Annotated in this window: 23 protein-coding genes; 16 read left to right on the plus strand and 7 right to left on the minus strand. The window is 51.7% G+C overall.

Annotated features, from left to right (window positions below; translation table 11 throughout):
- Positions 1–47 precede the first annotated feature (47 nt).
- A complete protein-coding gene (locus CR46_RS0110375; protein ID WP_030072581.1) occupies positions 48–767 on the plus strand; it encodes a ZIP family metal transporter in 720 nt (239 codons plus the stop codon).
- A 5-nt stretch (positions 768–772) separates the two neighbouring features.
- Here the strand turns inward: CR46_RS0110375 and CR46_RS0110380 are convergent, their stop codons facing one another.
- Positions 773–2689, minus strand: coding sequence for a DNA topoisomerase III (locus tag CR46_RS0110380; protein ID WP_030072583.1), 1917 nt, complete (start codon positions 2687–2689; stop codon positions 773–775).
- 195 nt (positions 2690–2884) lie between these two features.
- Here CR46_RS0110380 and CR46_RS0110385 point away from each other — a divergent pair, with 195 nt between their 5' ends.
- Together CR46_RS0110385 and CR46_RS0110390 are read left to right on the plus strand one after the other, a co-directional pair.
- Positions 2885–4132: an ABC1 kinase family protein gene (locus CR46_RS0110385; RefSeq protein WP_030072585.1), complete on the plus strand. Its 1248-nt coding sequence runs from the start codon at positions 2885–2887 to the stop codon at positions 4130–4132.
- Positions 4133–4214: 82 nt separating this feature from the next.
- The gene (locus CR46_RS0110390; protein ID WP_030072587.1) at positions 4215–6035 is read left to right on the plus strand and encodes an SEC-C domain-containing protein; all 1821 of its coding nucleotides are present in this window, start codon (positions 4215–4217) and stop codon (positions 6033–6035) included.
- 2 nt (positions 6036–6037) lie between these two features.
- Here the strand turns inward: CR46_RS0110390 and CR46_RS0110395 are convergent, their stop codons facing one another.
- A complete protein-coding gene (locus CR46_RS0110395; RefSeq protein WP_030072589.1) occupies positions 6038–7408 on the minus strand; it encodes an AmpG family muropeptide MFS transporter in 1371 nt (456 codons plus the stop codon).
- A gap of 118 nt (positions 7409–7526) precedes the next feature.
- Between CR46_RS0110395 and CR46_RS0110400 the strand changes: the two genes are divergently transcribed.
- The 6 genes from CR46_RS0110400 to CR46_RS0110430 all read left to right on the plus strand — a co-directional run bounded on the left by CR46_RS0110400 (position 7527) and on the right by CR46_RS0110430 (position 12010).
- Positions 7527–8045 (plus strand): FKBP-type peptidyl-prolyl cis-trans isomerase, encoded by a 519-nt coding sequence (locus tag CR46_RS0110400; RefSeq protein ID WP_030072591.1) that lies wholly within the window; start codon positions 7527–7529, stop codon positions 8043–8045.
- 255 nt (positions 8046–8300) lie between these two features.
- Positions 8301–8426: a cytochrome c oxidase subunit CcoM gene (gene ccoM, locus CR46_RS18675; RefSeq protein ID WP_009724614.1), complete on the plus strand. Its 126-nt coding sequence runs from the start codon at positions 8301–8303 to the stop codon at positions 8424–8426.
- 228 nt (positions 8427–8654) lie between these two features.
- Complete coding sequence (locus CR46_RS18560) at positions 8655–9167, plus strand: hypothetical protein (RefSeq protein ID WP_030072593.1); 513 nt, start codon at positions 8655–8657, stop codon at positions 9165–9167.
- Between the two features lie 44 nt (positions 9168–9211).
- Positions 9212–10288, plus strand: coding sequence for a GGDEF domain-containing protein (locus CR46_RS0110420; protein ID WP_084180443.1), 1077 nt, complete (start codon positions 9212–9214; stop codon positions 10286–10288).
- Positions 10289–10436: 148 nt separating this feature from the next.
- A complete protein-coding gene (locus CR46_RS0110425) occupies positions 10437–10778 on the plus strand; it encodes a hypothetical protein (protein ID WP_030072597.1) in 342 nt (113 codons plus the stop codon).
- Between the two features lie 8 nt (positions 10779–10786).
- Positions 10787–12010, plus strand: coding sequence for a PqqD family protein (locus tag CR46_RS0110430; RefSeq protein ID WP_030072599.1), 1224 nt, complete (start codon positions 10787–10789; stop codon positions 12008–12010).
- Here CR46_RS0110430 and CR46_RS0110435 read toward each other — a convergent pair.
- Entirely contained in the window at positions 12007–12522 is a 516-nt protein-coding gene (locus CR46_RS0110435) for a lytic transglycosylase domain-containing protein (protein ID WP_232222370.1), read from the minus strand. The genes CR46_RS0110430 and CR46_RS0110435 overlap by 4 nt on opposite strands.
- 71 nt (positions 12523–12593) lie before the next feature.
- Positions 12594–14327, minus strand: coding sequence for a proline--tRNA ligase (locus CR46_RS0110440; RefSeq protein ID WP_030072603.1), 1734 nt, complete (start codon positions 14325–14327; stop codon positions 12594–12596).
- Positions 14328–14569: 242 nt separating this feature from the next.
- Between CR46_RS0110440 and CR46_RS0110445 the strand changes: the two genes are divergently transcribed.
- A complete protein-coding gene (locus CR46_RS0110445; protein ID WP_030072606.1) occupies positions 14570–15004 on the plus strand; it encodes a hypothetical protein in 435 nt (144 codons plus the stop codon).
- Positions 15005–15564: 560 nt separating this feature from the next.
- Here the strand turns inward: CR46_RS0110445 and CR46_RS0110450 are convergent.
- Positions 15565–16773, minus strand: coding sequence for a benzoate/H(+) symporter BenE family transporter (locus tag CR46_RS0110450; protein ID WP_030072608.1), 1209 nt, complete (start codon positions 16771–16773; stop codon positions 15565–15567).
- Positions 16774–16923: 150 nt separating this feature from the next.
- Between CR46_RS0110450 and CR46_RS0110455 the strand changes: the two genes are divergently transcribed.
- The gene (locus tag CR46_RS0110455) at positions 16924–17511 is read left to right on the plus strand and encodes a helix-turn-helix domain-containing protein (RefSeq protein ID WP_030072610.1); all 588 of its coding nucleotides are present in this window, start codon (positions 16924–16926) and stop codon (positions 17509–17511) included.
- Here CR46_RS0110455 and nfo read toward each other — a convergent pair.
- Both nfo and CR46_RS0110465 read right to left on the minus strand, forming a co-directional pair.
- Positions 17481–18356 (minus strand): deoxyribonuclease IV, encoded by an 876-nt coding sequence (nfo, locus tag CR46_RS0110460; RefSeq protein WP_030072612.1) that lies wholly within the window; start codon positions 18354–18356, stop codon positions 17481–17483. The genes CR46_RS0110455 and nfo overlap by 31 nt on opposite strands.
- 36 nt (positions 18357–18392) lie before the next feature.
- Positions 18393–19160 carry a glycerophosphodiester phosphodiesterase family protein gene (locus CR46_RS0110465; protein ID WP_030072614.1) on the minus strand — a complete coding sequence of 256 codons (768 nt, stop codon included), beginning with the start codon at positions 19158–19160 and terminating at the stop codon, positions 18393–18395.
- A gap of 201 nt (positions 19161–19361) precedes the next feature.
- Between CR46_RS0110465 and CR46_RS0110470 the strand changes: the two genes are divergently transcribed.
- The 5 genes from CR46_RS0110470 to glpK all read left to right on the plus strand — a co-directional run bounded on the left by CR46_RS0110470 (position 19362) and on the right by glpK (position 25721).
- Positions 19362–20339: an NADPH:quinone reductase gene (locus tag CR46_RS0110470; protein WP_030072617.1), complete on the plus strand. Its 978-nt coding sequence runs from the start codon at positions 19362–19364 to the stop codon at positions 20337–20339.
- A 25-nt stretch (positions 20340–20364) separates the two neighbouring features.
- Positions 20365–21168 carry an enoyl-CoA hydratase-related protein gene (locus tag CR46_RS0110475; protein WP_030072618.1) on the plus strand — a complete coding sequence of 268 codons (804 nt, stop codon included), beginning with the start codon at positions 20365–20367 and terminating at the stop codon, positions 21166–21168.
- A 163-nt stretch (positions 21169–21331) separates the two neighbouring features.
- Positions 21332–23185: an SLC13 family permease gene (locus CR46_RS0110480; protein WP_030072620.1), complete on the plus strand. Its 1854-nt coding sequence runs from the start codon at positions 21332–21334 to the stop codon at positions 23183–23185.
- A gap of 129 nt (positions 23186–23314) precedes the next feature.
- On the plus strand, positions 23315–24073 hold the full coding sequence (locus CR46_RS0110485) for a DeoR/GlpR family transcriptional regulator (protein WP_030072622.1): 759 nt from the start codon (positions 23315–23317) through the stop codon (positions 24071–24073).
- Between the two features lie 163 nt (positions 24074–24236).
- Positions 24237–25721, plus strand: coding sequence for a glycerol kinase GlpK (gene glpK, locus CR46_RS0110490; protein WP_030072624.1), 1485 nt, complete (start codon positions 24237–24239; stop codon positions 25719–25721).
- Positions 25722–25774 lie beyond the last annotated feature (53 nt).

A 25774-nucleotide genomic window follows, 5' to 3' on the forward strand; every position in this document is an offset into this window, starting at 1 on the left:
CAGTGCTTGAAGTCTATGGTCTATAAGCAGAGTGATAGCCAATATCGATGACTGAAATTACGTATATCTTATTATTATCATTGCTAGCTGGCGCGGCGATGCCCACGGGGGCATTGCTCGCTAGGCTTGATCTTGTGCATCCTTATTTCTTGGGTACTTCGTGGCGGCATTTCATTGTTGCTTTTGGCGGGGGTGCGCTTATATCGGCAGTCGCTTTGGTGCTAGTTCCTGAGGGAACGAGCAAACTGTCTCCTTTGTTTTCCGCATTGTGTTTTGCCGCTGGAGGGGTGTGCTTTTATCTTTTGGATACTTTTTTAAGTAGGCTGAACAGCTCTGTTGGACAGCTGGTCGCGATGCTTTCTGACTTTATCCCAGAAGCCATTGCTTTAGGCGCAGCCTTTGCCGCTGGAGGAAGCGCTGGATTATTGTTGGCCCTGTTAATGATTCTGCAAAACTTACCTGAAGGGTTTAATGCTTTTGAGGAGTTAAGCAGTCACTCTCAACTCTCATCAAATAAAATCGTGCTAGCTTTTAGTGGTTTAGCGTTAGTGGGGCCCGCTTCTGCCGCCACAGGGTATTACTTATTGTCTCAGTATGACGAGTTGATGGGCGCTTTAATGCTGTTTGCCAGTGCGGGAATCCTTTATTTAGTTTTCCAGGATATTGCACCAGAATCTAAGCTTGCACATCATAGTATGCCTGCAGTGGGTGCGGTTACTGGCTTCTTGCTTGGTTTAGTCGGCAATATGATGATTGCCGGTGGTTAATAATTTCAGCTCGTCTTTTTTCTGACACCGGTACTTTTCTTTTTCGTATAGCTTTTTCTCGACTTACTAACACGCTTTGTCTGCCCACTGGCCTCGCCTTGGGCTGTTTGCAGGCTCTGCCTTAGCTTGGCCGCATCGCTGTGGGTAAGTAGTCCGCAAAGATCATCCAAGAGTGCTTGCTGAAACGCGCCAGGGTCATCCTGCTGTTCTGAGATTGCCCTAAGCCGCTGTTCCCAAAGGGCGGTGCGTTCCGGCGTGCTTACGGCGCTTGGTAAGGCAGCGATCAGCGCACAGCCCAGCTTGGTGGCACGCAGGGCTTTTTGCTGACGCACCAAGTAGCCACGCTGTACCAGTGTTTCAATAATACCTGCGCGGGTTGCTTCGGTGCCAAGGCCGTCGGTGTCACGTAGCGTACGGCGCACGTTGGGGTCATCTACGTAGCGACCAATGTTCATCATCGCTTTAATTAAACTGGCATCAGTGAACGGTTCCGGCGGGCGGGTTTCTTTCTCTTCAACGCCTGCGCCAAGTGCTTGGCAAGCTTCCCCCTGGGTGAGTGGCGGCAGCGGTGGAGTTTCATCGCGGGTGGTGAAGAGTGGCTTCCAACCGTAATCAAGAATGCTCTGGCCGCGAGCACGGAACGCTTCATCTAACAGGGTGAACTCAGCTTTCACCTCAAAGGTGCGCAGCGGCCGGTAAAACTGCGCCATCACATTGCGCACAATCAACCGAAATACATGGCCTTCAGTAGCGGAAAGCTGGCTAAAGTCGGCGGGCTTGCCCGTTGGTGCTAGGGCATGGTGTGCGCCTACTTGTTTGTCGTTCCAGGCTTTTGAGCGCAGGGTAAAGTCGGCTCCATTCAGCCACTGACGCAGCGTGTCATCGTTCTGGCAGGCGCTGCTTAAGCTACGTTGGGCCAGCGCTAGATGCTCTTCGGGCAGGTAGCGGCAGTCGGAGCGAGGGTAAGTAATTAATTTGTGCTGTTCATAAAGCCGCTGGCAAATATCCAGCACCATCTGTGCGGAAAGCCCATGGCGGCGCGCGGCGTCTACTTGTAGCGCAGAAAGCGAATAGGGCAGCGGCGGCGCTTGGCGTTTTTCCTGTTGATCGAGGGTGGTTAGGGTGCCCCGAGCGCCGGGAAGCCGTGCTGCTAAGGCATCGGCGGGAGTGCGATCAATCAGCCGTCCTTGTTCATCTAAGGGCTGGTGCGCTTTAGGTGCCCACCAGGCGCGCAGCTGGCCTTGGGCCACCTGTAAATCCGCCCACAGCGGGTAGAACGGGTGGGGCTTGAAGTCACGAATGGCATTGTCGCGGCGCACGATCAGCCCCAGTACTGGGGTTTGCACACGGCCAACGGAAAGCACGCCGTCATGCCCTGCTTGGCGGCCGGTTAGCGTCCAGGCGCGGGTTAAGTTAATGCCGTAAAGCCAGTCAGCACGCGAGCGCGCCTGTGCCGCTTGAAACAGCGGCTGGTATTCCATATTGGAGCGCAGCTTGGCAAGTGCACGGCTCACGGCGGGTTTGTTAAGGTCGCTGATCAGCAGCCTCTGAACAGGGCCGCGATACTTCATGTACTCAATTACTTCCTGCACTAGCAGTTGGCCTTCGCGATCTGGATCGCCAGCGTGGACCACGCTGGTGGCCTGCTTAATCAGCTTGCGAATCACTGCCAGTTGCCCACGCGCCTTAGGTCGCGGCATCAGTTTCCACTGCTGCGGCACAATGGGCAGCCGGTCTAGTCGCCACTGTTTATCGGCAGGGTCGTAAGCTTCGGGTGGTGCCTGTTCCAGCAAGTGGCCTAGGCACCACGTTACCGTGGTGTCGCCGCAGACCATAGCGCCATCCTGGCGTTTTGCGCTGCCGGGTAGTGCGTCAGCAATGGCCCGTGCAAGGCTGGGTTTCTCGGCGATAATCAAGCGCATACAGTGTGTGGCCCTGGCGTTTGGTCAACAAATTGCCATTTTAGCAGAACTTGCAACAGGTTAGCGTGTTGCCTATGCCATAGATAATTAAATGGAGTTGTTTTATAAGTGGATGGGTTTATTTTTGTGTATAGTTTTTGTATAAAATTAACAAATTGAGTAAGCTGTCAGAAAGCAATTACTGAGGCGGTTTACATGCGCGAGCGCGGTAGAACACGACGTTTATTAGGGCTAGGTGCCCGCACTGGCGGGGCGCTGCTGAAAACCCGTTTAGGTGGCCAAGCTGATTGGCGGGCATTGGGTGAAGCGCTGTTTGAAGGGCTTTCTGAACTAAAAGGCCCGGCCATGAAGCTGGCGCAAATTATGTCTCAGTGGGATGACCTGTTGCCCCCAGATTTAGCGAACGAACTCGCTCGCTTACAACGTCAGGCAGAGCCCATGCCGTGGCCGCGTATTCGTGAAGCGTTGGTGCTTCAGTATGGTGATATTGATGAGTATTTTAGCCAAATAGAAGAGCGCCCGTTTGCTAGTGCCTCGATGGGGCAGGTGCATAAAGCAATCACCCTTGCAGGCGAAACCGTAGTGCTTAAAGTGCAGTATCCTGGGCTTGCGGATGTGCTTGAGAGCGATCTGAAACAGGTGAAACGTATTATGAGCCTGGGGCGTTGGTTCAAGGTGCCCCAAGCGCGTTTGGATGCGCTCTTTGAAGAGTTAGCGGCGGGGCTGCGTGAAGAGTTAGATTATCACGCTGAAGCGCAAGCGCTGGCCCGCTATCGTGAGCGGTATCAGGATAATCCTCAGCTGGTGATACCTGAGCCGCTGTTTGAACTATCTGGGCAGCATGTGTTGGCGATGCGTTACGTAGGAGGCACACCGCTTCGTGAGTTAGAAAGCACCGATGATGCCACTCGCCAGAAAGTTGCGGTAGCACTGGCTGATTGGATTACCGAGGAGCTGTTTACCTATGGTGAGCTGCACGCTGACCCCCATGCCGGTAACTTTGCAGCAGATGCAGAAGGGCGCTTGGTTATCTATGATTTCGGCGCAGTGATACCAGTGCCGGAAGCGCGCTTGAAAGCCATGATGCAGTTATTAGATGCCACGCTGGCTCAAGACCCCATGGCGATGGATGATGCGCTAATGAAAATGGGTGGTCGCCAGGGGCAGGGCGCGCCGCTGGCACTTTATCGGGAGTCTGCAGAATGCGTATCGCCGCTGTTTGCCCCAGGTGAGCAGGATTTCAGTGATGTGCGGGTACACCGTCGCTTGCGCGAGCTAACGCCAAAAGTGTGGGCCGCCATGGATCGTCTGCAACCGCCAGCAGATACTTTGCTGCTTTCCCGCGCGCTGAATGGGCACTATTGGAACTTAGTGCGCCTTAAAGCACGTCTAGATATGCATACCCGCACCGAGCCACTGCTAGCCTGGGCACGCACCCCATAATGAATAGCCGCTGCGGGAGCGTCGCCTGTCATGCTAGACTATTGCGCTTTTCAATAGCGTTTTGAAGACAGTGGAGACGGCAATGCTGGCGGTATGGGTCGATCAACTGCTGGGATTTGCCTCTGGGGCACTCTCGGCAATTAGGCAGCAAGAACACTACCCCGATTTTATGACCTGGGTGCGTGCCGAAGGCGCGGATGCGTTTAATGGCGATGTGGCAACCGCTCAGGCGCTTGCACCTATTTTATGGTCGCAAACGCCGCTAGAGCGGCTTGATTTTGCAAGCGAACCGTTGGCCACCCCAGGCCGCAATGAGCCTTGCTGGTGTGATTCAGGGCGCAAGTTCAAACAGTGCTGCTACCGCGTTGACTTCCCCACGGATATACCTGAACAGATGATGTGGATGCTTTCCCTGCGTGAGTGGAAGGGCGCTACGCTTAAAGCAGCACTAGAAAGCCAACAAGCACCTGCCCAGGCCCTATTAGAAGCCGGGTTAATTGCTGCTGAAAGCGGCCAAACCGGGCGTTCAATGCAGATTCTTGAGTCTCTGTTTGATGGCAGTGATTGGTCGCGTTTGCCGGAGCAGGCCGAGCCTGCCTTTGAAATTTTGCTAGATATTTATCAAGAGCGTGGCTTTACCCGTAAGCGTGCTGATCTGCTTGACGACGTTATGGAACGCGGCCCGCTGTTTTTGCGCGGTGTAGCGCTAGAAAGGCTGTGCTTAATGCACCTGGATAACGATGACTTAGACAGCGCCCGTGCCGCGTTCGTAAAAGCGCAGCAGGCACTGCCGGATTCACCGACGCTAGCCTATATTGAAGCCATGCTGCTGCTGCATGAAGGCCATGAAGCCGAGGCCAAAGAGCGTGCTAATTTCTGGTATCGCCGTCTTGTTCGTCAGGGTGAGCTAGATGAAGAGCAGCTTGAATTTCTAGCAGCCCTGGCAGAAAACCCGGGTGCCACCCTAGCCGACCAGCTGTTGAGTGCTGAAGAAGATATGGCGACGCCGCTGGTGTCGTTGCAGGCACTGTTAGCTGCACTACCTATCGCTCCAAAGCTTACCATTGAGCAAGATGCCGATTCCGGAAGGTTGCACTACACCACCACTGCACGTGAAGAAACCCTGTTTGCGGCCTGGCACGAACAGTTTCAAGTGATGGTCGATGAAGAAGTTGCCTTGGGCTTTCGCGATGATCCGTGGGTGAATGCAATAGACTGGATGTCTGAGCTGTGTGCTCACCCAGAATGGTTGGATGCCCCCCAGGTAGTGCAAGATTTAACCCTGGCACTGACCAGTCGCTTTGGTAGCCTGCCGTGGATGGCACCGGGGTTGCTGGAACCGCTGGCGTTGCGCCTTTCCCGCTGGCTAGAGCAGGCTCGCGCTGCAGGTGACGGCAGCCTATGTTGGGATGATGCAGATAACGCCATGCTACTGCGGACAGGCCTTGCGCTGGTGGTAGGCATGGAGCGCGGAGCGCGCCAGCACTCCCGCGAGTTGGCCGAAGAGCTGCTCGCTATCGATCCGGAAGACAGCCTCGGCTTGAGGGAGTTGGTACTTGATCAATTATTGCGTGATGACCGCAATGAAGAAGCGCTAGCGCTCACTGAGGAGCCTCAAAAAGACGATGGCTCTTTAGAATTGGGGTTATTGATGGGCCGTACTCTAGCCCTGTATCGGTTGGAAAATCACGATGCCGCTGAAGCAGCACTGGCGGATGTGATCGCCCATAATCGCTACGCCCTTGAGCTGCTATGCGCCGAGAACCCGCGGCCTTCAATGCCTCACGCGGATGGTCAGGTCGATCCTGGCTCCCGCGCAGAAGCATGGCAATATCGTACGTTGATGCGTGACCAGTGGCGCACCACGCCAGGAGCGCTGGCGTGGTTAGCGGATCACCGCTAGCTTTATTTTGCTTCTGCGATCACTGGGGTAGGCACCAACTGCTTATCTCGGCTGATCCAGATGGCTAGCAGAATGGCGGGTAACCCGAGCAGAGTGGCCACTACGAAGAAAGTGGCGTATCCCTGAGCGGTGACGACCAGCCCGCCAAAACCACTTAGAAATTTGCCTGGTAGTGTCATCAGCGACGAAAACAGTGCGTACTGAGTCGCGGTATACGCCCGCGACGTTAAGCTAGAGAGAAACGCAATAAAGACCGCACTAGCTAATCCGTTGGCAAGGTTGTCGCCAATAATGGTGACCACCAGCATGGGCAGTTGGTTGCCAATCAATGCCAAAGCTGCAAACAGTAGATTGGTTACCATGACAAAGCCAGCGCCAATGATAAGCAGTGGCCCAATGCCGTAGCGAGCAACCAGCAAACCGCCAAGAATTCCTCCCGTAATGCTCATGGCAATACCAAAAATATTGGTGACGTTAGCGATAGTGGCCAGCGAAAAGCCTAAGTCGATATACAGTGGATTTGCCATAGAGGCCATGGCAAGGTCGCTAATTCGGAACACTGCGATAAAGACTAAAATGCCTAGCGCCTTTACCCCATAGCGACGGAAGAAGTCGGTAAAAGGGCACACAATGGCACCAATCACCCAAGCACCTAAACGCCGCAAAACTTTTGGTTGGCCACGGCTGGCACGAATGAAGGCACGGACCTTTGGTTCGTGAATGAGTTGAACCGTGAGCGAAGCGCGCTTTGGTTCAGGGCGAATAAGCACAGTGATCACGCCAATGCCTACTAGCGCCGCCATGGAAAGATAAGCGGCATTCCAGGAAAATGCTGAGGCAACGTAGAGCGCACCCGCACCCGCTGCTAGCAGCCCCCCGCGATAGCCGATAATGTAAGTAGAAGCCATCGCAGCCTGTACATCGTCATCTGCTGATTCGATGCGATACGCGTCAATGGCGATATCCTGGGTGGCCGAGCCAAAGGCTACCAGCAGCGCAAAGGTCGCCACCCAGCCCAAATTGCCCACCGGGCTTACCCCCGCTAAGCCAATTAGCCCTATCGCAATCATTCCCTGGGCAAGCAGCATCCAACCACGGCGCTGTCCAAACGAACGCGTCAGGATTGGCAGTGCAAGTCGGTCAACAATAGGTGCCCAAAAAAACTTGATTGAGTAGAGCATGCCAATCCAGGCGAAAAAGCCAATAGCGGCCACTTCTACTCCATCGCTGCGTAACCATGCAGAAAGGGTAGAAAACACCAGCAAAAAAGGCAGGCCTGCAGAAAAACCTAAAAACAACATAGTGATGACAGGGGCGCGACAGTAAATACCGAGCGCACTCGACCAACTACGCCGGGGTATCGGGGTGGGCATGTGGATTAACACTCCTGGAAAGAAAACGTCTGCATCTAGGCCCACTAAAAACTGGTCAGTGATAGACTAGGCCTGATATCCATGACAAAGCTGATAGCTTACCGGAGAGGAGTTTTCCATGTCGATTACAGCCCATCAGGTAGTCACTTTACACTACGTGTTAAGCGATGTGCTTAGCGATGGCAGCACCCGCGTGCTTGACGACTCCAACGCGCGTGCTAAGCCCCTAGAGTATCTCCATGGGCACGATAATATTTTGCCTGGTTTAGAGCGTGCTTTGGAAGATAAAACGGCTGGAGATGAGCTGCGAGTCACGCTTGCACCTGCTGATGCCTACGGAATTCGCAATGAAGACTTAGTGCAAGAAGTTAATCGTGCGTCGTTTGGCAACGCGGTGTTGGAACCGGGCAGCCGTTTCCAAACTGAAGGAGAAGCAGGCCCGCAAATTGTCACGGTGCTGAGCATTGATGGTGACATAGTAACGGTCGATACGAACCACCCGCTGGCAGGTCACACACTTCGTTATCAGGTTAATGTATTAGAAGTGCGGGATGCTACCCGTGCAGAATTGGCCAAAGGGCATCCACTGCCTCCAGGAACTGAACACAGCAAAGTAGAAGATCGAAAAGTGCTTTAATGGTTAATGGGCAGACATTGTCTATTGCTTTGTGCATTGCTGGGGCTTTTAATTTTAAGAGCCATTAAAACGTCAATGCGAACAAAATGTACGACGTATTTAACGCTGAAAGGCTCTTTAAGCGTTAAAAACTGATCCATATCAAGTTCCTGATAGGCCGAAATTAGCCCCTTTAAAAAGCTTGACCCAGGTCAGCTTCCTGCCAGTGTTAAGACACTACGATGGTGTCATACATCACGGGGGGAGGGGATCACCATGTACTGGGATGATACTGTTATTTTCGGTCTAGTTACTGTCGCGTTAATGATCGTTTTTATGATTGGTTGGGTAGGTTTTGTCGTGCGTGATCATCTCCGAAAGGATGAACGTAAAAAGCATTAACGCCGCTTGTTGTGACAGTCGTCAGGGGAGGGGGCTTGCTTTTGATAGTGAGCTTCCTGTTGCCGGCCCATTTGGGCCGGCTTTTTTTGTTGGTAAAAAATTTTGTTGGCAAAAATGGATATCCTAAAACTGTTTCGTTAAGAATGGTTTCTAAGTAATTAGCTGATCTGTCTGGTAGAGTACACAGCAGCAAAATTAAGGCATAAAACTGCTAGGAAAACGTTTGCCATGAATGCTGTTACTTCCATTGTTGCCATACGCGGTTTCACGCATCATTTTCTAAAGGCTAGCGCTGTTTGCTTTCTGCTATTACTTAGTTGGCTATCCATGCCAGCTTATGCTCAGGCATTAAGTGTTATTAATGGTGAGAAAACTACAACGCTCTCCACCGATGAATTACGTCAGCAGTCGACAACGACGGTGACTCTATTTGACCCCTTTCAAGGGCGCGAAGTGGCTATGCGTGGGCTTGAGTTTCGTCGTTTTTTAGTCGATCAGTTTGGCGAAGTTCCCCCTGCATTGCATTTTACAGCATGGGATGATTACGAAGTAACGCTCAGTGGCTGGGATGATCCTAAATGGTTAATGGTGACAGAAGAGGATGGAGAGCCTCTTACATTGCGTTCTCGTGGGCCATTGCGCTTGGTAGAACAGTCGTACGACGATCAACGAGATATCGAAAATCTGCGTGAATTCAATGATTGGATCTGGATGATTCGTAGCATCGAGGCTCAGTGGTGACCGTCCAACCGCCGCCTAATCCTTTCGCTAGGAAGCGGCGCTATGTGACATGGCTATCGTTAAGCCTAATGAGCTTTATGGCGCTAATGGTGGTGATAGTATACGAAGCTCGCTGGGTATACCCAGAGATACAAGCGTATTTTAGCCAAACAGGCAGTTTGACAGGACAACAGTTAGCCACCCGATCACGGGAGTATTTACAGCGTGCCCAGCGCTATTTACTTAGCGAATCGCTGTTTGAAGATGAGCAGCAAGCGCTTAGGCTTAATCTAGATCTCGCCTATGGGTTAATTGATATTGACGTGTATCGTCAAAAATATACTTGCACCAATACCAGTCTTCAGACCCTAACGTTGCTGACCCAACGCCTCGATGAAAATAACGTGGCACCGTTTGACGCCGCCGCTGAATTATTAGGCCCCATTGAATGCTTAACACGCATTGAGATGAACCAGCTTGATCTGCGTGGTATGGCGATTAATGAGTTTTCTCAAAACACACGCCGTCATAATCAGGTTGTCACCTATTCTAGTTTGGTGATTTTTGTACTGGGGCTACTGTTTTGGCGAATGCATGAGCGTCAGTTGCGACGTACTGAGCACGCCACAGAGCAAATGTTGATCTGGATGCAGCAGGCAATGTGCGATCCCCTGACAGGCATAGGCAATCGAAGTGCGCTGCATCAAGATATCGTCAATAACGAAGGGGAATCCCTTGCCTTGATTTTGGTTGATATTGACTTTTTTAAGCAATACAACGATTTTTTGGGCCACCCCGAAGGAGATCAACTATTGCGGCGCCTAGCACGCCTTCTCAAACACGTGCTTGGTAAAGATGCAAAACTGTATCGACTCGGAGGTGATGAGTTTGCTGCTGTAGTGCCTTGTAATGACGATGCGCTATTGGTTAGTTATTGTGATCAAGTGACCTCTGCTTTACAGGAAGCCGATTTTAAACATCCTGCGCATCCAGATAATGAAAGGGTAACGCTGAGTATTGGCGCTGTGCGCTTTACTGCAGGGGAGTTCACGCTCTCTACTGCCTATGAAGCGGCTGACAAAGCGCTTTACCGAGTAAAGAGCGCAGGGCGTGATGACTGGCAGATTACCGCAGCTGCATAATGCTTTCACAAAACACAGCAAGTTAATTAAAAAAAGTAAACAATGGGAAAGTGGTGCCCAACCGGTGGTTTGGCATTTGCTTCGGGGCTAGGATTGTTTTTGAAACAGTGTTTCATAACCTTTCTAGCGATTAATCCGGAGTGCTGATATGAGCAATGAAGCCGATTCCCTGCTGAATAAGCAGCGTTCACGCCGTCAAGTGCTAGCAAGTTTAGGCCTTGGCGCCGCTGCACTTTACGTTGCCCCTACGCTGTTTTCCATGGGGCAAGCTGAAGCGCGCGAACATCACCATTCCCGTTCACGTTACTCGCGGCCCAGCTATTCAAGGCCCCGTTATTCAAGACATAGCTATTCAAGACCTCGCTATTCAAAAACAAAGCATTCACGCCCAGGTTATTCCCGCCCTTACTACTCTCGCCCACAGCGCTCTCGTTGGGATAGAGACGCTGTTATTGAGATTCGCATAAGTCGTTTATTACCTCGCTGGTAGGATTGAACGTGGCTAGCACATCGATTACTGACGATTATGCACTGGAAAATATTGGTCCTTGCTTGCGCTTGGTTGATGCTGAAAACCTACTTCCAGTGATTCAACAGGCAATGCCTGGCTGGCAGTTAACACCCTGTGAGCCTCAGCAGCATGCGCCTGCTATTTGCGTTTGGCAGCATCCTAATGGTTACTGGCAGGAAGCGCCGGCATTACCGGGTGGCATGTTATTAGATACACCCGCAGGAACCGCATGCAGTGTGATTGCTGATTTAGCAGGTGCCTATCTTCGGCATCATCCTGAGCATATTGGGATTCACTGCGGGGCGGTAGAGGTTAATCAACAGCTAGTAATATTTCCGGATAGCCACCGAGCGGGTAAAAGTACTCTGACCGCAGCGTTTGCCGCGGCTGGTTATCGGGTGTTCGGCGATGATGTACTTACACTTAACAGTTATGGTGAAGGGATAGCGCTGGGTGTTGCACCTAGGTTGCGTTTACCGTTGCCCGAGACTCTAGCGTCTGAGTTTCATCAGTTTGTTGCCACTCATCTTGGGCCGCATGATGATCGCTACGGCTACTTAGCGTTAAACGAGCAGCAGCTGGCATCACATGGGGTGCGTTGTCCGCTAGGCGCCATACTCCTTATTGAGCGCGATGAATCGATCAGTGAGCCACAGCTTGTTCGCCTGCAGCCAGGGGATGGACTCTGGCAGTTGTTGCAGCAGAATTTTGCTGAGCATGAGTCGGATAAAACGTTGATTGAACGCTTTTTGCCACTCTTAAAAGATTTGCCGTGTTTTTTAATGCGTTACCGAGATGCTTACGAAGCGGCAACGTGGCTGGCAACCGAGATAGATAACGATGGGTTTCTTGGCGGTGCTGTGGCGACGAATATGTGTCGTCGCCAAACTGCGCCTGAGGCGTTCAAACAGAGCCATGCACTGGCACCAAACGACACGCGCAGGTGGCAAATTAGCCCGGTGGCTCATGAGTTTCCATTGGGTGAAGAGCTGTTCGTCATTGCGAAAGAGGGCGGCGAAATTCATCGTTTGAATGTGACGAGTAGAGCCGTGTGGGCGCTGCTGCAGCATGAGGCTCTATGCCAAGATGACATTGTTGATACCTTAATGGCTTTTTTTGTTGGTGCTAGCAGGCAAAGTATCAAGCGGGATATCTGCCATTTACTGGGCCAACTAGTCAGCTTAGGGTTAGTGCAGCCTGTCGCCGATTAACGCCAATCATCTCGCCATGCTTTTAGCACCCGTTCTGGGTACCATGTTTGTCCTAGGCTGCCGTTATAACGAGCCAATGCGCGGGTGAAGTCGCCGCGTTCGACGGCGAGGTAGTGGGCTAAAATAGTGCAGCCATAACGCAGATTACGATTAGGATCGCTAAGGTTGTCTATTGGCAGGCCAAGCTCTTCGACCCAGAAAGGCATAATTTGCATGAGTCCGGTAGCGCCAGCAGACGAGACCGCATCGGCTTCAAATGCGCTCTCTACTTGAATGAGAGCTAGCACTAGCTCAGGTGGTAAGCCCGCTAAATGGGCTTCTTGGTACAGCCTCGTTAATAATTCGTGGCGTTGTGCTGGTTCGCGGATAAACCGTGATAGTGGCGCATCCATACGGCTACGCCACTGTTGCAACTGCTGCTGAGAATAAGATGTTTGTTGATGGGCAGCATCAAGGGTCAGTCGCAGCGGTGCTGCCACTGCATTGGCCGTCAGCAAGGCAGCAATGAACATGCTGCCTGCTAAAAGCCACCGGTTAACCCAGCGAAAATGCCACGCTATTGCGCCCAGCAACATACGTGGTCTTACTTATTGCTACTCAGCCCTGCTTTTTCACGCAAGAAATCAATAATGGTGTCAGCAGGAATCATGGTCGCTTCATTATCTCGGCGACCTTTGTATTCCAGTTCACCGTTATCTAGGCCGCGATCACCAATCACCAAGCGGTGGGGCACACCCATCAGTTCCAGGTCGGCAAACTTAACACCGGGGCGTGTATCGCGGTCGTCAAGCAGCACGTCTAAGCCCGCCGCTGTTAGTGCTTGGTAAAGGCGTTCAGACTCTTCGCGCACACGTTGTGATTTGTGGGCGTTCATCGGTACCAGCGCTACTTGGAACGGTGCGATGGCGTTTGGCCAGATAATGCCTGAATCATCGTGGTTTTGCTCAATGGCGGCAGCTACCACGCGGGTAACGCCGATGCCATAGCAGCCCATCCATGGGTGACTGGTTTTACCGTTGTCGCCCAGTACTGTCGCGTTCATTGCTTCGGAATACTTTTGTCCAAGCTGGAAGACGTGACCCACTTCTATGCCACGTTTGATAGAAAGCGTGCCTTTACCGTCGGGCGAAGGGTCCCCCTCTACCACGTTACGTAGATCGGCAACTTGGGGTAGGGCAACGTCGCGCTCCCAGTTAATGCCAAAGTAGTGTTGACCATCGATATTTGCGCCGGCACCAAAATCACTTATTAGCGCTACACTGCGGTCAATAATGATCGGCACTTCCAAGCCGACAGGGCCGAGGGAGCCAGGCCCTGCTCCAACGGCTGCACGAATTTCTTCTTCACTCGCCATGGTCAGCGGAGCGGCCACCTGGGGAAGGTTTTCAGCTTTGACTTCATTTAGCTCATGGTCGCCACGGATAAGAAGAGCAATCAAGCCACCTTCGGCGGCGTGCACCATTAGCGTTTTAATGGTCTTTTCGATAGGCAGGTCGTACTGCTCGACCAGGGCGGCGATAGTTTTAGCATTTGGCGTATCGACCAAGCGTATCTCTTCGCTGGGGGCTGCGCGCTCTACGTTGCTACCGAGAGGTGCGGGGAGAGCCTCAGCTTTTTCCATGTTAGCGGCGTAATCAGAGGCGTTGGAGAACACAATATCATCTTCTCCTGAATCGGCTAATACGTGAAACTCGTGGGAGCCAGTACCGCCAATCGAGCCGTTGTCAGCAATGACAGGACGGAAGTCGAGACCTAGGCGAGTGAAGATGCGTGTATAGGCATCATACATCGCTTGGTAAGTCTCTTTGAGGGAGGCTTCGTCCAGATGGAAGGAGTAAGCATCCTTCATAATAAACTCGCGAGAGCGCATCACTCCAAAGCGTGGGCGAATCTCATCACGGAATTTTGTCTGGATTTGATAGAAGTTAACCGGTAATTGCTTATAGCTGGCAATTTCTTTACGTACCAGGTCGGTAATCACTTCTTCATGGGTTGGGCCTACGCAGTAATCGCGCTCGTGACGGTCTTTCAGACGCAGCAGTTCCGGGCCGTACTGCTCCCAGCGGCCAGACTCTTGCCATAGGTCAGCAGGCTGCACGGCGGGCATCAATACTTCCTGAGCGCCGGCACGGTTCATCTCTTCGCGAACAATGGCTTCAACCTTACGCAGCGTGCGTAGGCCAAGAGGCAGCCACGTATAGAGGCCAGAGGTAAGACGACGGATCATACCAGCGCGCAGCATTAACTGGTGGCTGATGACTTCAGCGTCGGCCGGAGTTTCTTTTAATGTCGCAATCAATAATTGGCTGGCGCGCATGGGCGTGAGTATTCCTTGTTGGTAGGGGTAATGCAAAATCGTTAGGTAATGCAGCGCTTAAGCTAGCGTTGAATGCGGCATTGTACGGCTAAGCGGGTAAAGCGGCAAAATCCTACGTTAACAGCTTGGCGTGTGTTGGTAATCAAATGTGTTAAACTCGCCAAGTTTTGTGGCTCGATAGCACTGGTTAATAACAGCATTTTCTTCGGCTATCGGTATGTTAGGACTTTGAGGGAACCTTCATGCAGCAAGTAGTACGCCGTTGGTTAACGGGGGCCATTGTAGGTGTCTCCATTGTAACGTTAAGTGGTTGTGGGACGCTTTTTTACCCTGAACGTAAAGGGCAATTAAGTGGTAATGTAGACCCGGTCGTGGCTATCGCCAACGGTGTTGGGCTTCTGTTTTTCATTGTGCCGGGTGTCATCGCCTATGCCGTGGATTTCTCTAATGGCACTATCTACCTGCCCAGCGCGAGCAGTGCGTCGGTAGATATTCACCACTTAGACGACGCTATGGACGTAGCTGCATTAGAGAAGCTGTTATCAGATAAAGCTGGACAGCCGGTTAGTTTGGAAAACGAGTTGTTGATGATGGAAGAAGTGGCAAGCCTGGATGAAGCATTAGCCATGGTGAGGATGTCGGGCGTGATGGATGAAGAACGCCTCGCGACGATGTAACGCGTAAACCGCACGTCATTCCCGAGTCACCGTACGTCATTCCCGAGTGGGGTGATCGGGAAACCACCCTGACCTTACCCGCCGAGGCCGGAGTACTAACGTCAAACTGGATTCCCGCTAAAAGCATGCGGGAATGACAAGACGGCAGGCACGCGGGAATGACGGAGTGGAAAGTGTCATTCCCGAGTGGGGTAACCGGGAATCCACCTTGACCTTACCCGCCGAGGCCAGCGTACCAACATCAAACTGGATTCCCGCTAAAAGCATGCGGGAATGACAAGACGGCAGGCACGCGGGAATGACGGGGTGGAAAGTGTCATTCCCGAGTGGGGTAATCGGGAATCCACCTTGACCTTGGCCTGCAGCCGCCCGAAATCCCAGGTCAACATGGATTCCCGCTAAGGGCCTGCGGGAATGACGAGGGCGACACGGAGGGCTGTGGAATCACCGTCAGGCACTTACCAGCCCATCGGCTAATGCCAGACAGGCTTAACTGACTGGCATTAGCCCAGTAGTGAACGCTCTGGGGGCTTTTTATTAGCGCGTTGTCTTATCTACGTCTAACCGTGTGGGGGCTTTGTCAGCTTTAGTACCACCAAGCCTGCTACAAGCCCCCAGAATGCGCCGCCTATACCTAGCAAAGTGATGCCTGAACCAGTGAGTAAAAAGGTGATAATGGCGGCATCTCGTTGCCCGCTATTCTCAAATGCATTTGCTAACCCACCACTTAAGGTGCCCAGTAACGCAATACCTGCTAGCGACATGACCAAGACACTGGGAAGTGTATTGAAGACGCCGGTAACTGTGCCCCCAAAGATCCCCATTGCGATATAGAACACACCCGCTGCCACGCCTGCGGTATAGCGTCTGCGCGGGTCGGCATGTGAATCTGGCCCAATACATACTGCTGCGCTAATAGCCGCCATATTAAGCGCATAGCCACCAAAGGGGGCGAGCAAAAGCGTTGCACCCCCTGTCCAACTGATAAGTGGCGAACTGTTTGGCTGATAGCCTGCTGCCCGGAGCACTGCTACACCAGGTAAGTTTTGGGTCGCCATGGTAATCACAAACAAAGGAATGCCAATGCTGATCAGTGTTGGCAGCGAAAAGACGGGCGTGATGAAAACAGGGGCTGTAGGTGCCAGCGGAATATTTTGTAGGTTTAGTTGGCCCTGCCACAGGGTAATTGCAATGCCGATTAATAGTACGCCGGGCACCGCGAGTGTCGGCCATAAACGTCGGCCTGCTACCCAGGCGGCTAACATAGCCAGTGGTAGCCGCCATTGGTTTTCCATAACGTTAAACAGCTCTAAGCCAAAGCGCAGCAGAATACCTGCCAATAAAGCGGATGCAATCGCGCTGGGTATATAACGCATCACGCGCTCAAACAACCCTGTTACCCCGCATAGCGTAATCAGCAGCGCAGAGAATAGAAAAGCACCGATAGCTTCTTCAATGGGAACGCCAGGAAGGTTCGTCGCCAAAAACGCTGCACCTGGCGTTGACCATGCTGTTAATAAAGGCATGCGATAGCGCAGCGAAAGCCCTAATGAGGTAATGCCCATACCAATACCCAGCGCCCACAGCCAGGAGCTAATTTGTGCGGTGCTGGCACCCGCAGCGGCAGCCGCTTGGAAAATGATCGCCGCTGAGCTCGTATAGCCAATGGTTACCGCCACAAAACCTGCGGTAACGGTCGAGACGCTGATGTCTTGCCAGAAAGAGGTGTTGGGCGTGTCATTGGTCGGCAGAGTTTGTGGCGCTTCCATTGTGTTGCCTCGCTAGTGCGGTAGTTTGTGCGTTATAACGCACGATCGCAAGAGGCTATCATTGTGCGTAATAACGCACAAGTGTTAAGTGCCCGTGTGTATCAATGAATGAATCGGTAAACTACTTAGGTGAATATCGAGGAGAGCCTCATGGCAAGTGAGCCACACACCATTGCTGAACATGTTGCGGGAACCGTTAAAAAACTGCGCAAAGATCGTGGCTGGAGCCTAGATCGCGCGGCGAGTAAAACGGGGGTGAGTAAAGCCATGTTGGGACAGATAGAGCGTGGTGAATCAAGCCCAACGGTATCAACGCTGTGGAAAATTGCTAGCGGCTTTCGGGTGTCGTTTTCAACCCTATTTGATGGCGATAAGCCTGCGCTAGGAGAACTTCACCGATATGGCTGGGAGTCTGTTTGGGGCGATGATAGTGCTGGCATGCAGGCGAGGTTGCTATTTCCTTATGACCCGCTGTTGGGCTTTGAAATGTTTATGATTGAACTGGCGCCTGGAGCCATCAGTGAATCGTCTCCCCACGCTAGCGGGGTGGTAGAGCACATTGTCGTTGTCGAGGGTGAGATGGAGCTGCGCATTGACGAGCGCTGGCAAACATTGCGGGTTGGCGAGGGGCTGCGCTTTTTTGCCGACCGCCCCCACGCCATGCGTAACAGTACGACGACACGGCTACGGTTTCACGATGTGATTCACTATTTGCCAGGCGCTGCGTCAGGCACTTGAGCATCGAGCACTTGCGAGCGTAACCAATTGAGTTCGTCAGCCCAAATGCCGGGTTCGACGGTTTCCAAAATCATCGGTATGTCATGAATGCGTTCGTCTTGCATGATCGTTGTGAACGCGTCCAGGCCAATATTGCCCTTACCCAGGCTGTGGTGGCGGTCTACACGGCTGGCGAAAGCACTCTTGGCATCGTTTAAATGCATACCACGTAAATACTCAAAGCCGACCACCTTGCCTAGCTCATTCAACGTTGCCTTGGTGGCCTCGGCAGTACGCAAGTCATATCCGGCGGCGAAGGCATGGCAAGTATCAATACAGACGCCAACACGGGTTTTATCATCAACGTGAGCAATAATTTCTGCCAAATGCTCGAAGCGCCAGCCAAGGTTAGTGCCTTGTCCGGCGGTGTTTTCAATCACTGCCGTGACACCTTTTGTAGGTAACAACGCTTCGTTGATCGAGTCCGCGATGCGTTTGAGGCAGTCGGTTTCGCTAATTTTGTTCAGGTGACTGCCAGGGTGAAAGTTCAATAAGGTAAGGCCTAGTTGCTCACAGCGCTGCATTTCGTCTAAAAACGCCACGCGTGACTTTTCAAGCCCATCGGCTTCTGGGTGGCCTAAGTTAATCAGGTAACTGTCATGGGGCAAAATTTGTTCTGGGCCAAACCCATGGGTTTGGCAGGCGTGTTTAAACGCTACAATCGCTTCGTCAGTCAGTGGTTTACCTTTCCACTGTCGCTGATTTTTAGTGAAGAGGGCAAAGCCGTTTGCGCCAATATCGACCGCGCGTAACACTGCTTGATCAGCGCCACCCGCTGCGCTCACATGGGCACCAAGATAGTGCATGATTTTCCTTAGCAATTAGTTAGGCAGTGAGCGAATTTAACCGTGTTGCCGTCGATTATTCAAATAGCGTTGAAAAGCTTCAGGCTCATCGGTAATCGCACTGGCTATTCCCCAGTTCCAACGGCTTTCAAACGCGCCTGGGTCGTTGGCGGTATAGCATAAAATTTCATAACCATCGCGGCGCATGGCAGCGGCCTGTGTATGTTTTAAGCGTGGCCAGTGGGGGTGAATGCTAAACGCCTCGACGGCTTCACATTGGCTACGCCAGGTAGGCGGTATACTGCCAAACAGTACGCCCAGCGCGAGTGCTTCTTTAGGTGCAATAAGGCGGCAACGAGCTAAGGCTTGGGCATCAAACGAGGACACAATCAGCCGTTCGGCGGGTAGGGCGGCTAATACGACTGGCAAGACGGTCTCCACTAAGGCGATGGGGTCGCGGCCTTTGTTTACCTTGATTTCTAAATTCACCCCCATGTTCAGCTCGTTCAATAGCGCTAGCATTGCCTCAAGGCTGGCCATCCTTTCACCTGCAAATGCATCGCCAAACCAGCTGCCAACGTCAAGCTGTTGCGCTTGTTGCCACGTCAGGCTGGCAAGTTCACCGCGCTGGTCAGAACAGCGGTTAATATCGCTATCGTGCCAAATCACAGGGGTCCCATCGCCCAGTAGCTGAACGTCCAGTTCTACCCAGGTAGCACCTGCTTGGTGAGCGGCACGCACCGCCGTTAAGGTATTTTCAGGCGCGGCTGCTGAGTAGCCACGGTGGGCAATAAGCGTTGGCAAACAGATGGCTGGGTGCGTCATAGTCTATCCGTATAAACTGTCGATGTAGGCGGAGATGTAGGCGTAACCGATCAACGTTACCGTCGATAATGATAAGTAGTTTAGCATGCTGGCATGACAGCAATATGTCCTGTATGGATGGCTAATCGCTTGATTTTAATTGCTCAACGCGGTTGGATGGCCTGCTATATATCCAATAATTAACAATAGGAGTTTATCCAGATGCCAAAGCGTATCCAATTTTCAAAAACGGGTAGTTCAGAGGTATTGGAGTGGGTCGAGACAGAGCCTAAAGCTCCCGATGCTGGCGAAGTGCGCATTGAGAATAAAGCAGTAGGCCTGAATTTTATTGATATCTATTTTCGGACGGGGCTTTATCCTGCGCCCTCCATGCCTTCTGGCTTAGGGACGGAAGGTGCCGGGGTTGTCGACGCTGTAGGTGAAGGCGTTACCCATTTAAAAGAGGGAGACCGAGTAGCGTATGCCCAAGGCCCCTTAGGTGCCTATGCAGAATTGCATACGTTGCCAGCCGCCAAAGTGGTCAAGCTGCCGGACTTTATTGATTTTGAAACCGCAGCGGCCAGCATGCTGAAAGGCTTAACCGTGCAGTACTTGCTGCGCCAAACCTATGAATTAAAGGGCGGCGAGACCATTCTTTTTCATGCTGCTGCTGGTGGCGTTGGTTCGATAGCTTGCCAGTGGGCCAAGGCGCTGGGCGTTAAGTTAATCGGTACGGTTAGCTCAAAGGAGAAAGCTGACCTTGCCATGGCCAATGGGGCATGGGCGACGATCAACTACAGCGAAGAGAATGTGGTTGAGCGGGTGCGCGAGCTAACCAATGGTGATATGTGCGACGTCGTTTATGATTCGGTAGGAAAAGATACCTGGGAAATGTCGTTAGATTGTCTAAAGCCTCGTTCGCTAATGGTTAGCTTTGGCAATGCATCTGGACCAGTAGATGGCGTGAACATTGGTATTCTGAACCAAAAAGGTGCGCTGTATGTAACGCGGCCAAGTCTGAACGGCTATGCGGATACCCGTGAGCGTCTTGAAATGATGTGCGATGACTTTTTTGCCATGATCGAAAGCGGCAAGCTTCGTATTGATGTAGCCAATCGCTACCCGCTCCAGGATGCAGGAAAGGCACAAGATGCCCTGCAAAGCCGTAAAACAACAGGCTCAACTATTCTTCTGCCTTAGCCCGAATACCTGTGGAGTGCAATCAATGAGCCAGGCGTCACCTAAACTTATCGATGCTACCCTGACCCTGGAGCACCGGGTGGCAACGCTGACCTTAAACCGCCACGATGTGCGTAATGCGCTAACGGGCACCGCACTGGTTGATGATATCGTCACAACGGCTGAGTGGCTGAATACCGCAAGTGACGTATCTGTATTAGTGATCACTGGTGCGGGATCTGCTTTCTGCGCCGGGGGTAACGTCAAAGACATGGCTGAACGTGGGGGCGATTTCGCAGGCGATGTAGCGGAAGTGGCTGAACGCTACCGTCGAGGTATTCAGCGCATACCGTTGGCGCTAAGTAACGTCGAGGTGCCAATTATCGCAGCTGTCAATGGCGCAGCCATTGGGGCGGGATTTGACCTAGCCAATATGGCGGATATTCGCGTTGCTTCTAGCAACGCTACGTTTGGTGAAACCTTTTTAAACCTAGGGATCATTCCAGGTGATGGAGGCGCTTGGTTTATGCAGCGTCAGATAGGCTATCAACGCGCTTTCGAGCTGACGCTTTCAGGCCGGATTATCAATGCCGAAGAAGCGTTAGCTTATGGTGTGGTATTGGAAGTGGTTGCACCGGATGCATTAATGACTACCGCCATGACTCATGCTACGCGTATCGCGGCACAGCCGCCAAAAGCGACCCGCTTAACCAAGCGGTTGATGAAATTGGCGCCAGATATGGAGTTAAAAGCATTTTTAGATGTGTGTGCAGTTTTTCAAGGCATGTGTCATAACGAGCCGGAGCATCTTGAAGCGGTTGAGCGATTGCTAGCACGAATGAAAAAGTAGTTTTTAATCAACTGTTTTATATAAAAGCCTGGCCTCGTCAGGCTTTTTATTGTTCTTTTATTGTTCTGCTCTCCTAAGACTATACGGTCGTATAGTCATCATCTAATGTGTTGTTAGTTGGCGCATAAGCCGAGCGTACCCAACCCAAGGAGAAGGACATCGCATGATAATGGAAAGCATTGGGCTTACGCCCAGCACGCTGGTTTTTATCGTTTTGGGGTTAACGCTTGCTGCTTTTATGTGGGGGCGGTTTCGCTATGATTTAGTCGCGCTTGCGGCGTTGCTCGGTTCGGTAATGCTAGGGCTGGTTCCCGCAGATGATGCCTTTATGGGGTTTGGGCACCCGGCTGTCATTACAGTGGCCGCAGTGCTAGTGATTAGCCGTGGCTTTGAACGTTCTGGTGTCGTCGATATTATTGCCAACCAAGTTCTGAAAGTAGGTGAGCGACTGCTGCTGCAGTTGCTGGTGTTGGTTGGTACGGTCGTGGTGCTTTCTGGGGTAATGAATAATGTGGGTGCGCTGGCGCTGCTGTTGCCGGTGGCAATGCGTCTTGCCCGTGAACATAATACGTCGCCATCGCTACTGTTGATGCCGCTTGCTTTTGGTTCATTGCTGGGCGGTTTAACCACGCTGATTGGTACGCCGCCTAACATCATTATTTCTACCTACCGCGGCAATGTCACCGGTGAAAACTTCGGTATGTTCAGCTTTACCCCAGTGGGGGTAGTGGTAGCACTGGTCGGCCTTGTATTTATTGTGCTGGTAGGCTGGCGATTGACGCCTAAGCGCAGTGGACAGGCGTCGACCGAGGAAATGTTTGATACGGCTAATTACCTAGTCGAGCTAAAGGTGACAGAAGAATCAAAGGCCAATGGTCTGACACTGCATCAGCTTCATGATGAGCTAGAAGAGACTATTCCGGTACTTGCCGTGGTGCGGGAAGATAATCGCAGAGCCGGGTATTCATTTCATGGGGTGCTTCAAGAAGGCGATATTTTATTATTAGAAGCAGGGCCTGATGAATTAAAACTGCTAGAAGATAAAGTAGGGCTGAGTGCTATTGCAGAGCCAGAAGAAGATAATGAGACTGACCGTGATGAAGCTGATAGTGAAAACGGGGCTTCACAACCGTTGGATGAGCGCCAGCCTGTTGATACGGAGGGTTTGCAGTTAATTGAAGCAGTAGTGCGCAGCGATTCGATGATGGTTAATCGAAGCGTTCGCCAGCTGCGGCTAAACCAGCAATTCGGTCTGCATTTAGTCGCGGTGGCCCGCGATGGAGGGCGTTTAAAGCAGCGTCTTCGGGACATTCGTTTTCAAACAGGCGATGTTCTGCTGTTACAAGGCAGTGAAAACGAAATAGCTGATAGCTTAGCGACCCTGGGGTGTTTGCCGCTGGCCAACCGTGAACTTCATTTAGGGCAGCCACGAAAATTAGCGCTCTCGATTGGTATTTTTGCCCTCGCTATTCTTGCGATGCTATTTGATCTGCTGCCAGCAGCCGTTGTGATGAGTTCAGCAGCGCTGATTTCCCTGCTAATTGGTGTCCTGCCATTGAGGGAAGGATATCAGGCCATTGATGGTCCCGTGATTGTTCTTCTTGCGGCCATGCTACCGGTAGGAGAGGCGCTTGAAACGAGTGGTGGTGCCGACATTATTGCTGACGCATTACTCCGGTTTGGCGTTGAGTGGCCCATTATTGTTTCATTAGCGGGACTCTTTATTCTTTCAATGTTGCTTTCCAATGTCGTCAATAATGCCGCCGCCGCGTTATTAATGGCACCCATTGCTGCGAGTCTTGCCAAAGGCTTTGGCGTGTCACTCGACCCTTTTCTAATGGTGGTGGCGGTGAGTGCCTCCTGTGCGTTTTTAACGCCGATAGGCCACCAGTCCAATACTCTCGTACTTGGGCCGGGTGGTTACCAATTTGGTGATTATTGGAAGCTCGGATTGCCGCTTTCGTTAGTGGTGATGGTGGTCGCTATCCCTGCCATTTTATGGGTATGGCCCCTTTAATGGGGCAGTTACTTAGCGAGCACAAGAGGAGTGGCCAATGTTCGTATTATTGAATTTCGAAAATTTGCTACTCTATAGCCCATAGAGAACAGCACTTATAAACCAATAAATAACGGACAGGCCGGGCTTATGAACCAACAGTTTCGCCAGGATGCCATCGTCGAGCTGGTACGCCAGCATGGCTATATGAGTATTGAGCAGCTGACCGATCACTTTGCAGTGACACCACAAACCATTCGTCGTGATTTAAATACGCTAGCAAATGAAGGGCGGGTGCGTCGTGTGCATGGTGGTGTAGGTATAGAGTCGAGTACTGTTAATACCGCTTATAGCACGCGTAAAACACTCCATTTAGAGGAAAAAGAGCGAATTGCGTACTGCTTAGCACAGCAAATTCCTCATCACTCTTCGCTGTTTATTAATATTGGTACCAGTAATGAAATGATTGCCCAGGCATTGCTTGAACACCAGGGCTTAGAAATCATTACCAATAATTTAAATGTGGCAGCTATTCTTCAGCACAAAGAAGATTTCACCGTGATTATTGCTGGTGGGCAAGTTCGCTCTCGCGATGGCGGGATTATTGGTGAAGCCACGATCGATTTTATCAACCAATTTAAAGTCGATTACGGCATTATCGGGATTAGCGGCATCGATGAGGATGGCTCGCTACTTGAATTTGATTACCAGGAAGTGCGTGTTGCCCAGGCGATTATTGCCAATTCGCGCCGCGTTTATTTGGCTGCCGATTACTCTAAATTTCATCGCAACCCAGTGGTTCGCCAGGGCAATATTTCTCAGCTTGATGCGTTATTTACCGATCGAAAGCCTCCCGAAGCCATTCAGCAGTTGTTGACCCAGCATGGCGTGGCGCTACATATCGCCTAAGTATGTTGCCTAATCAATGGCGTAGCATGGCCGCCAATGCGTTAAGGATAAAGGAGAGTAGTTTCATACTTGAGCATTTGGGGCGGCTGGAGTAGCCTTGAATGATAATAAAGCGAAACAAAACATACAAAATCGAAAGAACCTACAACAAAGTGAACGCCATATGTCCTCCTTTATTCTCGCCATTGACCAAGGTACCACCAGCTCGCGCGCCATTTTGTTTGACCGCCAAGGCCAAATAGAGGCGGTTGCTCAACAGGAATTCCCCCAGCACTTCCCCCAAGATGGGTGGATAGAACATGATCCCGAAAATATTTGGGAGACTGTCATTGCCACTTGTCGTGAGGTGCTCGAAAAAGCGAGTATTTTGCCAGAGCAGATTGATGGAATTGGCATTACTAATCAGCGTGAAACCACGGTGGTATGGGATAGAGAGACGGGTAAGCCTCTCTATAATGCAATTGTTTGGCAAGATCGGCGCACCTCTGAGCTTTGTCAAACACTCCGCGATCAAGGGCACACTGAGGCAGTACAAGCGAAGACTGGCCTCTTGATAGACCCCTATTTTTCTGCCACCAAACTCGCCTGGATACTCGATAACGTCGCAGGAGCCCGCGAGCGTGCACAGCGCGGTGAGTTACTGTTTGGCACTATTGATACCTTTTTAATTTGGCGATTAACCAATGGTAAACAGCATGTCACTGATGCCACCAATGCGTCACGGACAGCTATTTTTAATATTCATAATCAAACATGGGATGAGGAACTGTTAGCGTTATTCAACGTTCCTGCCAACATGCTGCCTGAGGTAAAAGACTCCAGCGATGATTTTGGTACCACTGACGCGCATTGGTTAGGGGCATCTATCCCCATTGCCGGTGTTGCAGGTGACCAGCAGGCCGCGCTGGTTGGTCAAGCGTGCTTTCAGCCAGGGATGGGAAAAAGCACCTATGGCACCGGCTGTTTTATGATCGTCAATACTGGAGATACGCCGTCGGTATCACGCAACCGCCTATTAACGACGATAGGCTACCGAATTAACGGCAAGCCCACCTATGCAATGGAAGGCAGTATTTTCGTTGCAGGGGCGACTGTTCAATGGCTGCGAGATGGATTGAATTTGTTTGCGGATGCGTCAGAGACCGAGGCGCTTGCCAAAGAAACTCGCAGCGGACATAGCGTTTACTTGGTGCCGGCCTTTACTGGCTTGGGTGCTCCTCATTGGGATCCTAAAGCGCGAGGGGCAATTTTTGGTCTGACCCGAGATACTGGCATTGCCGAAATTGTTGCGGCAGGGCTTCAGGCAGTGTGTTACCAAACCCGTGACTTACAACACTGCATGAACGACGATATGGAAGCTACGCCAGGTAATCTACGTGTAGACGGTGGCATGGTAAAGAATAGCTGGGTGATGCAGTTCTTAGCCGATATGCTTAACGTTCAGGTAGATAGACCCACGATTCTTGAAACAACAGCGCTGGGAGCCGCTTACTTGGCAGGCTTGCGTTTGGGCTGGTACGACACACTGGAAGAAATTGAACAACTCTGGCGGTGCGAAAAGAGCTTTACGCCAACAATGCAAGAGACAACCCGGGATGCGTTATATCAAGGCTGGCTAGACGCCGTAAATCGCGTGCGTTCGAATTAACAACAATTTATTGGTCACTTCAATACGCAAAAGCCGCTATCGATGATAGCGGC

Source organism: Vreelandella neptunia (assembly GCF_000712975.1).
Taxonomy (GTDB): domain Bacteria; phylum Pseudomonadota; class Gammaproteobacteria; order Pseudomonadales; family Halomonadaceae; genus Vreelandella; species Vreelandella qaidamensis.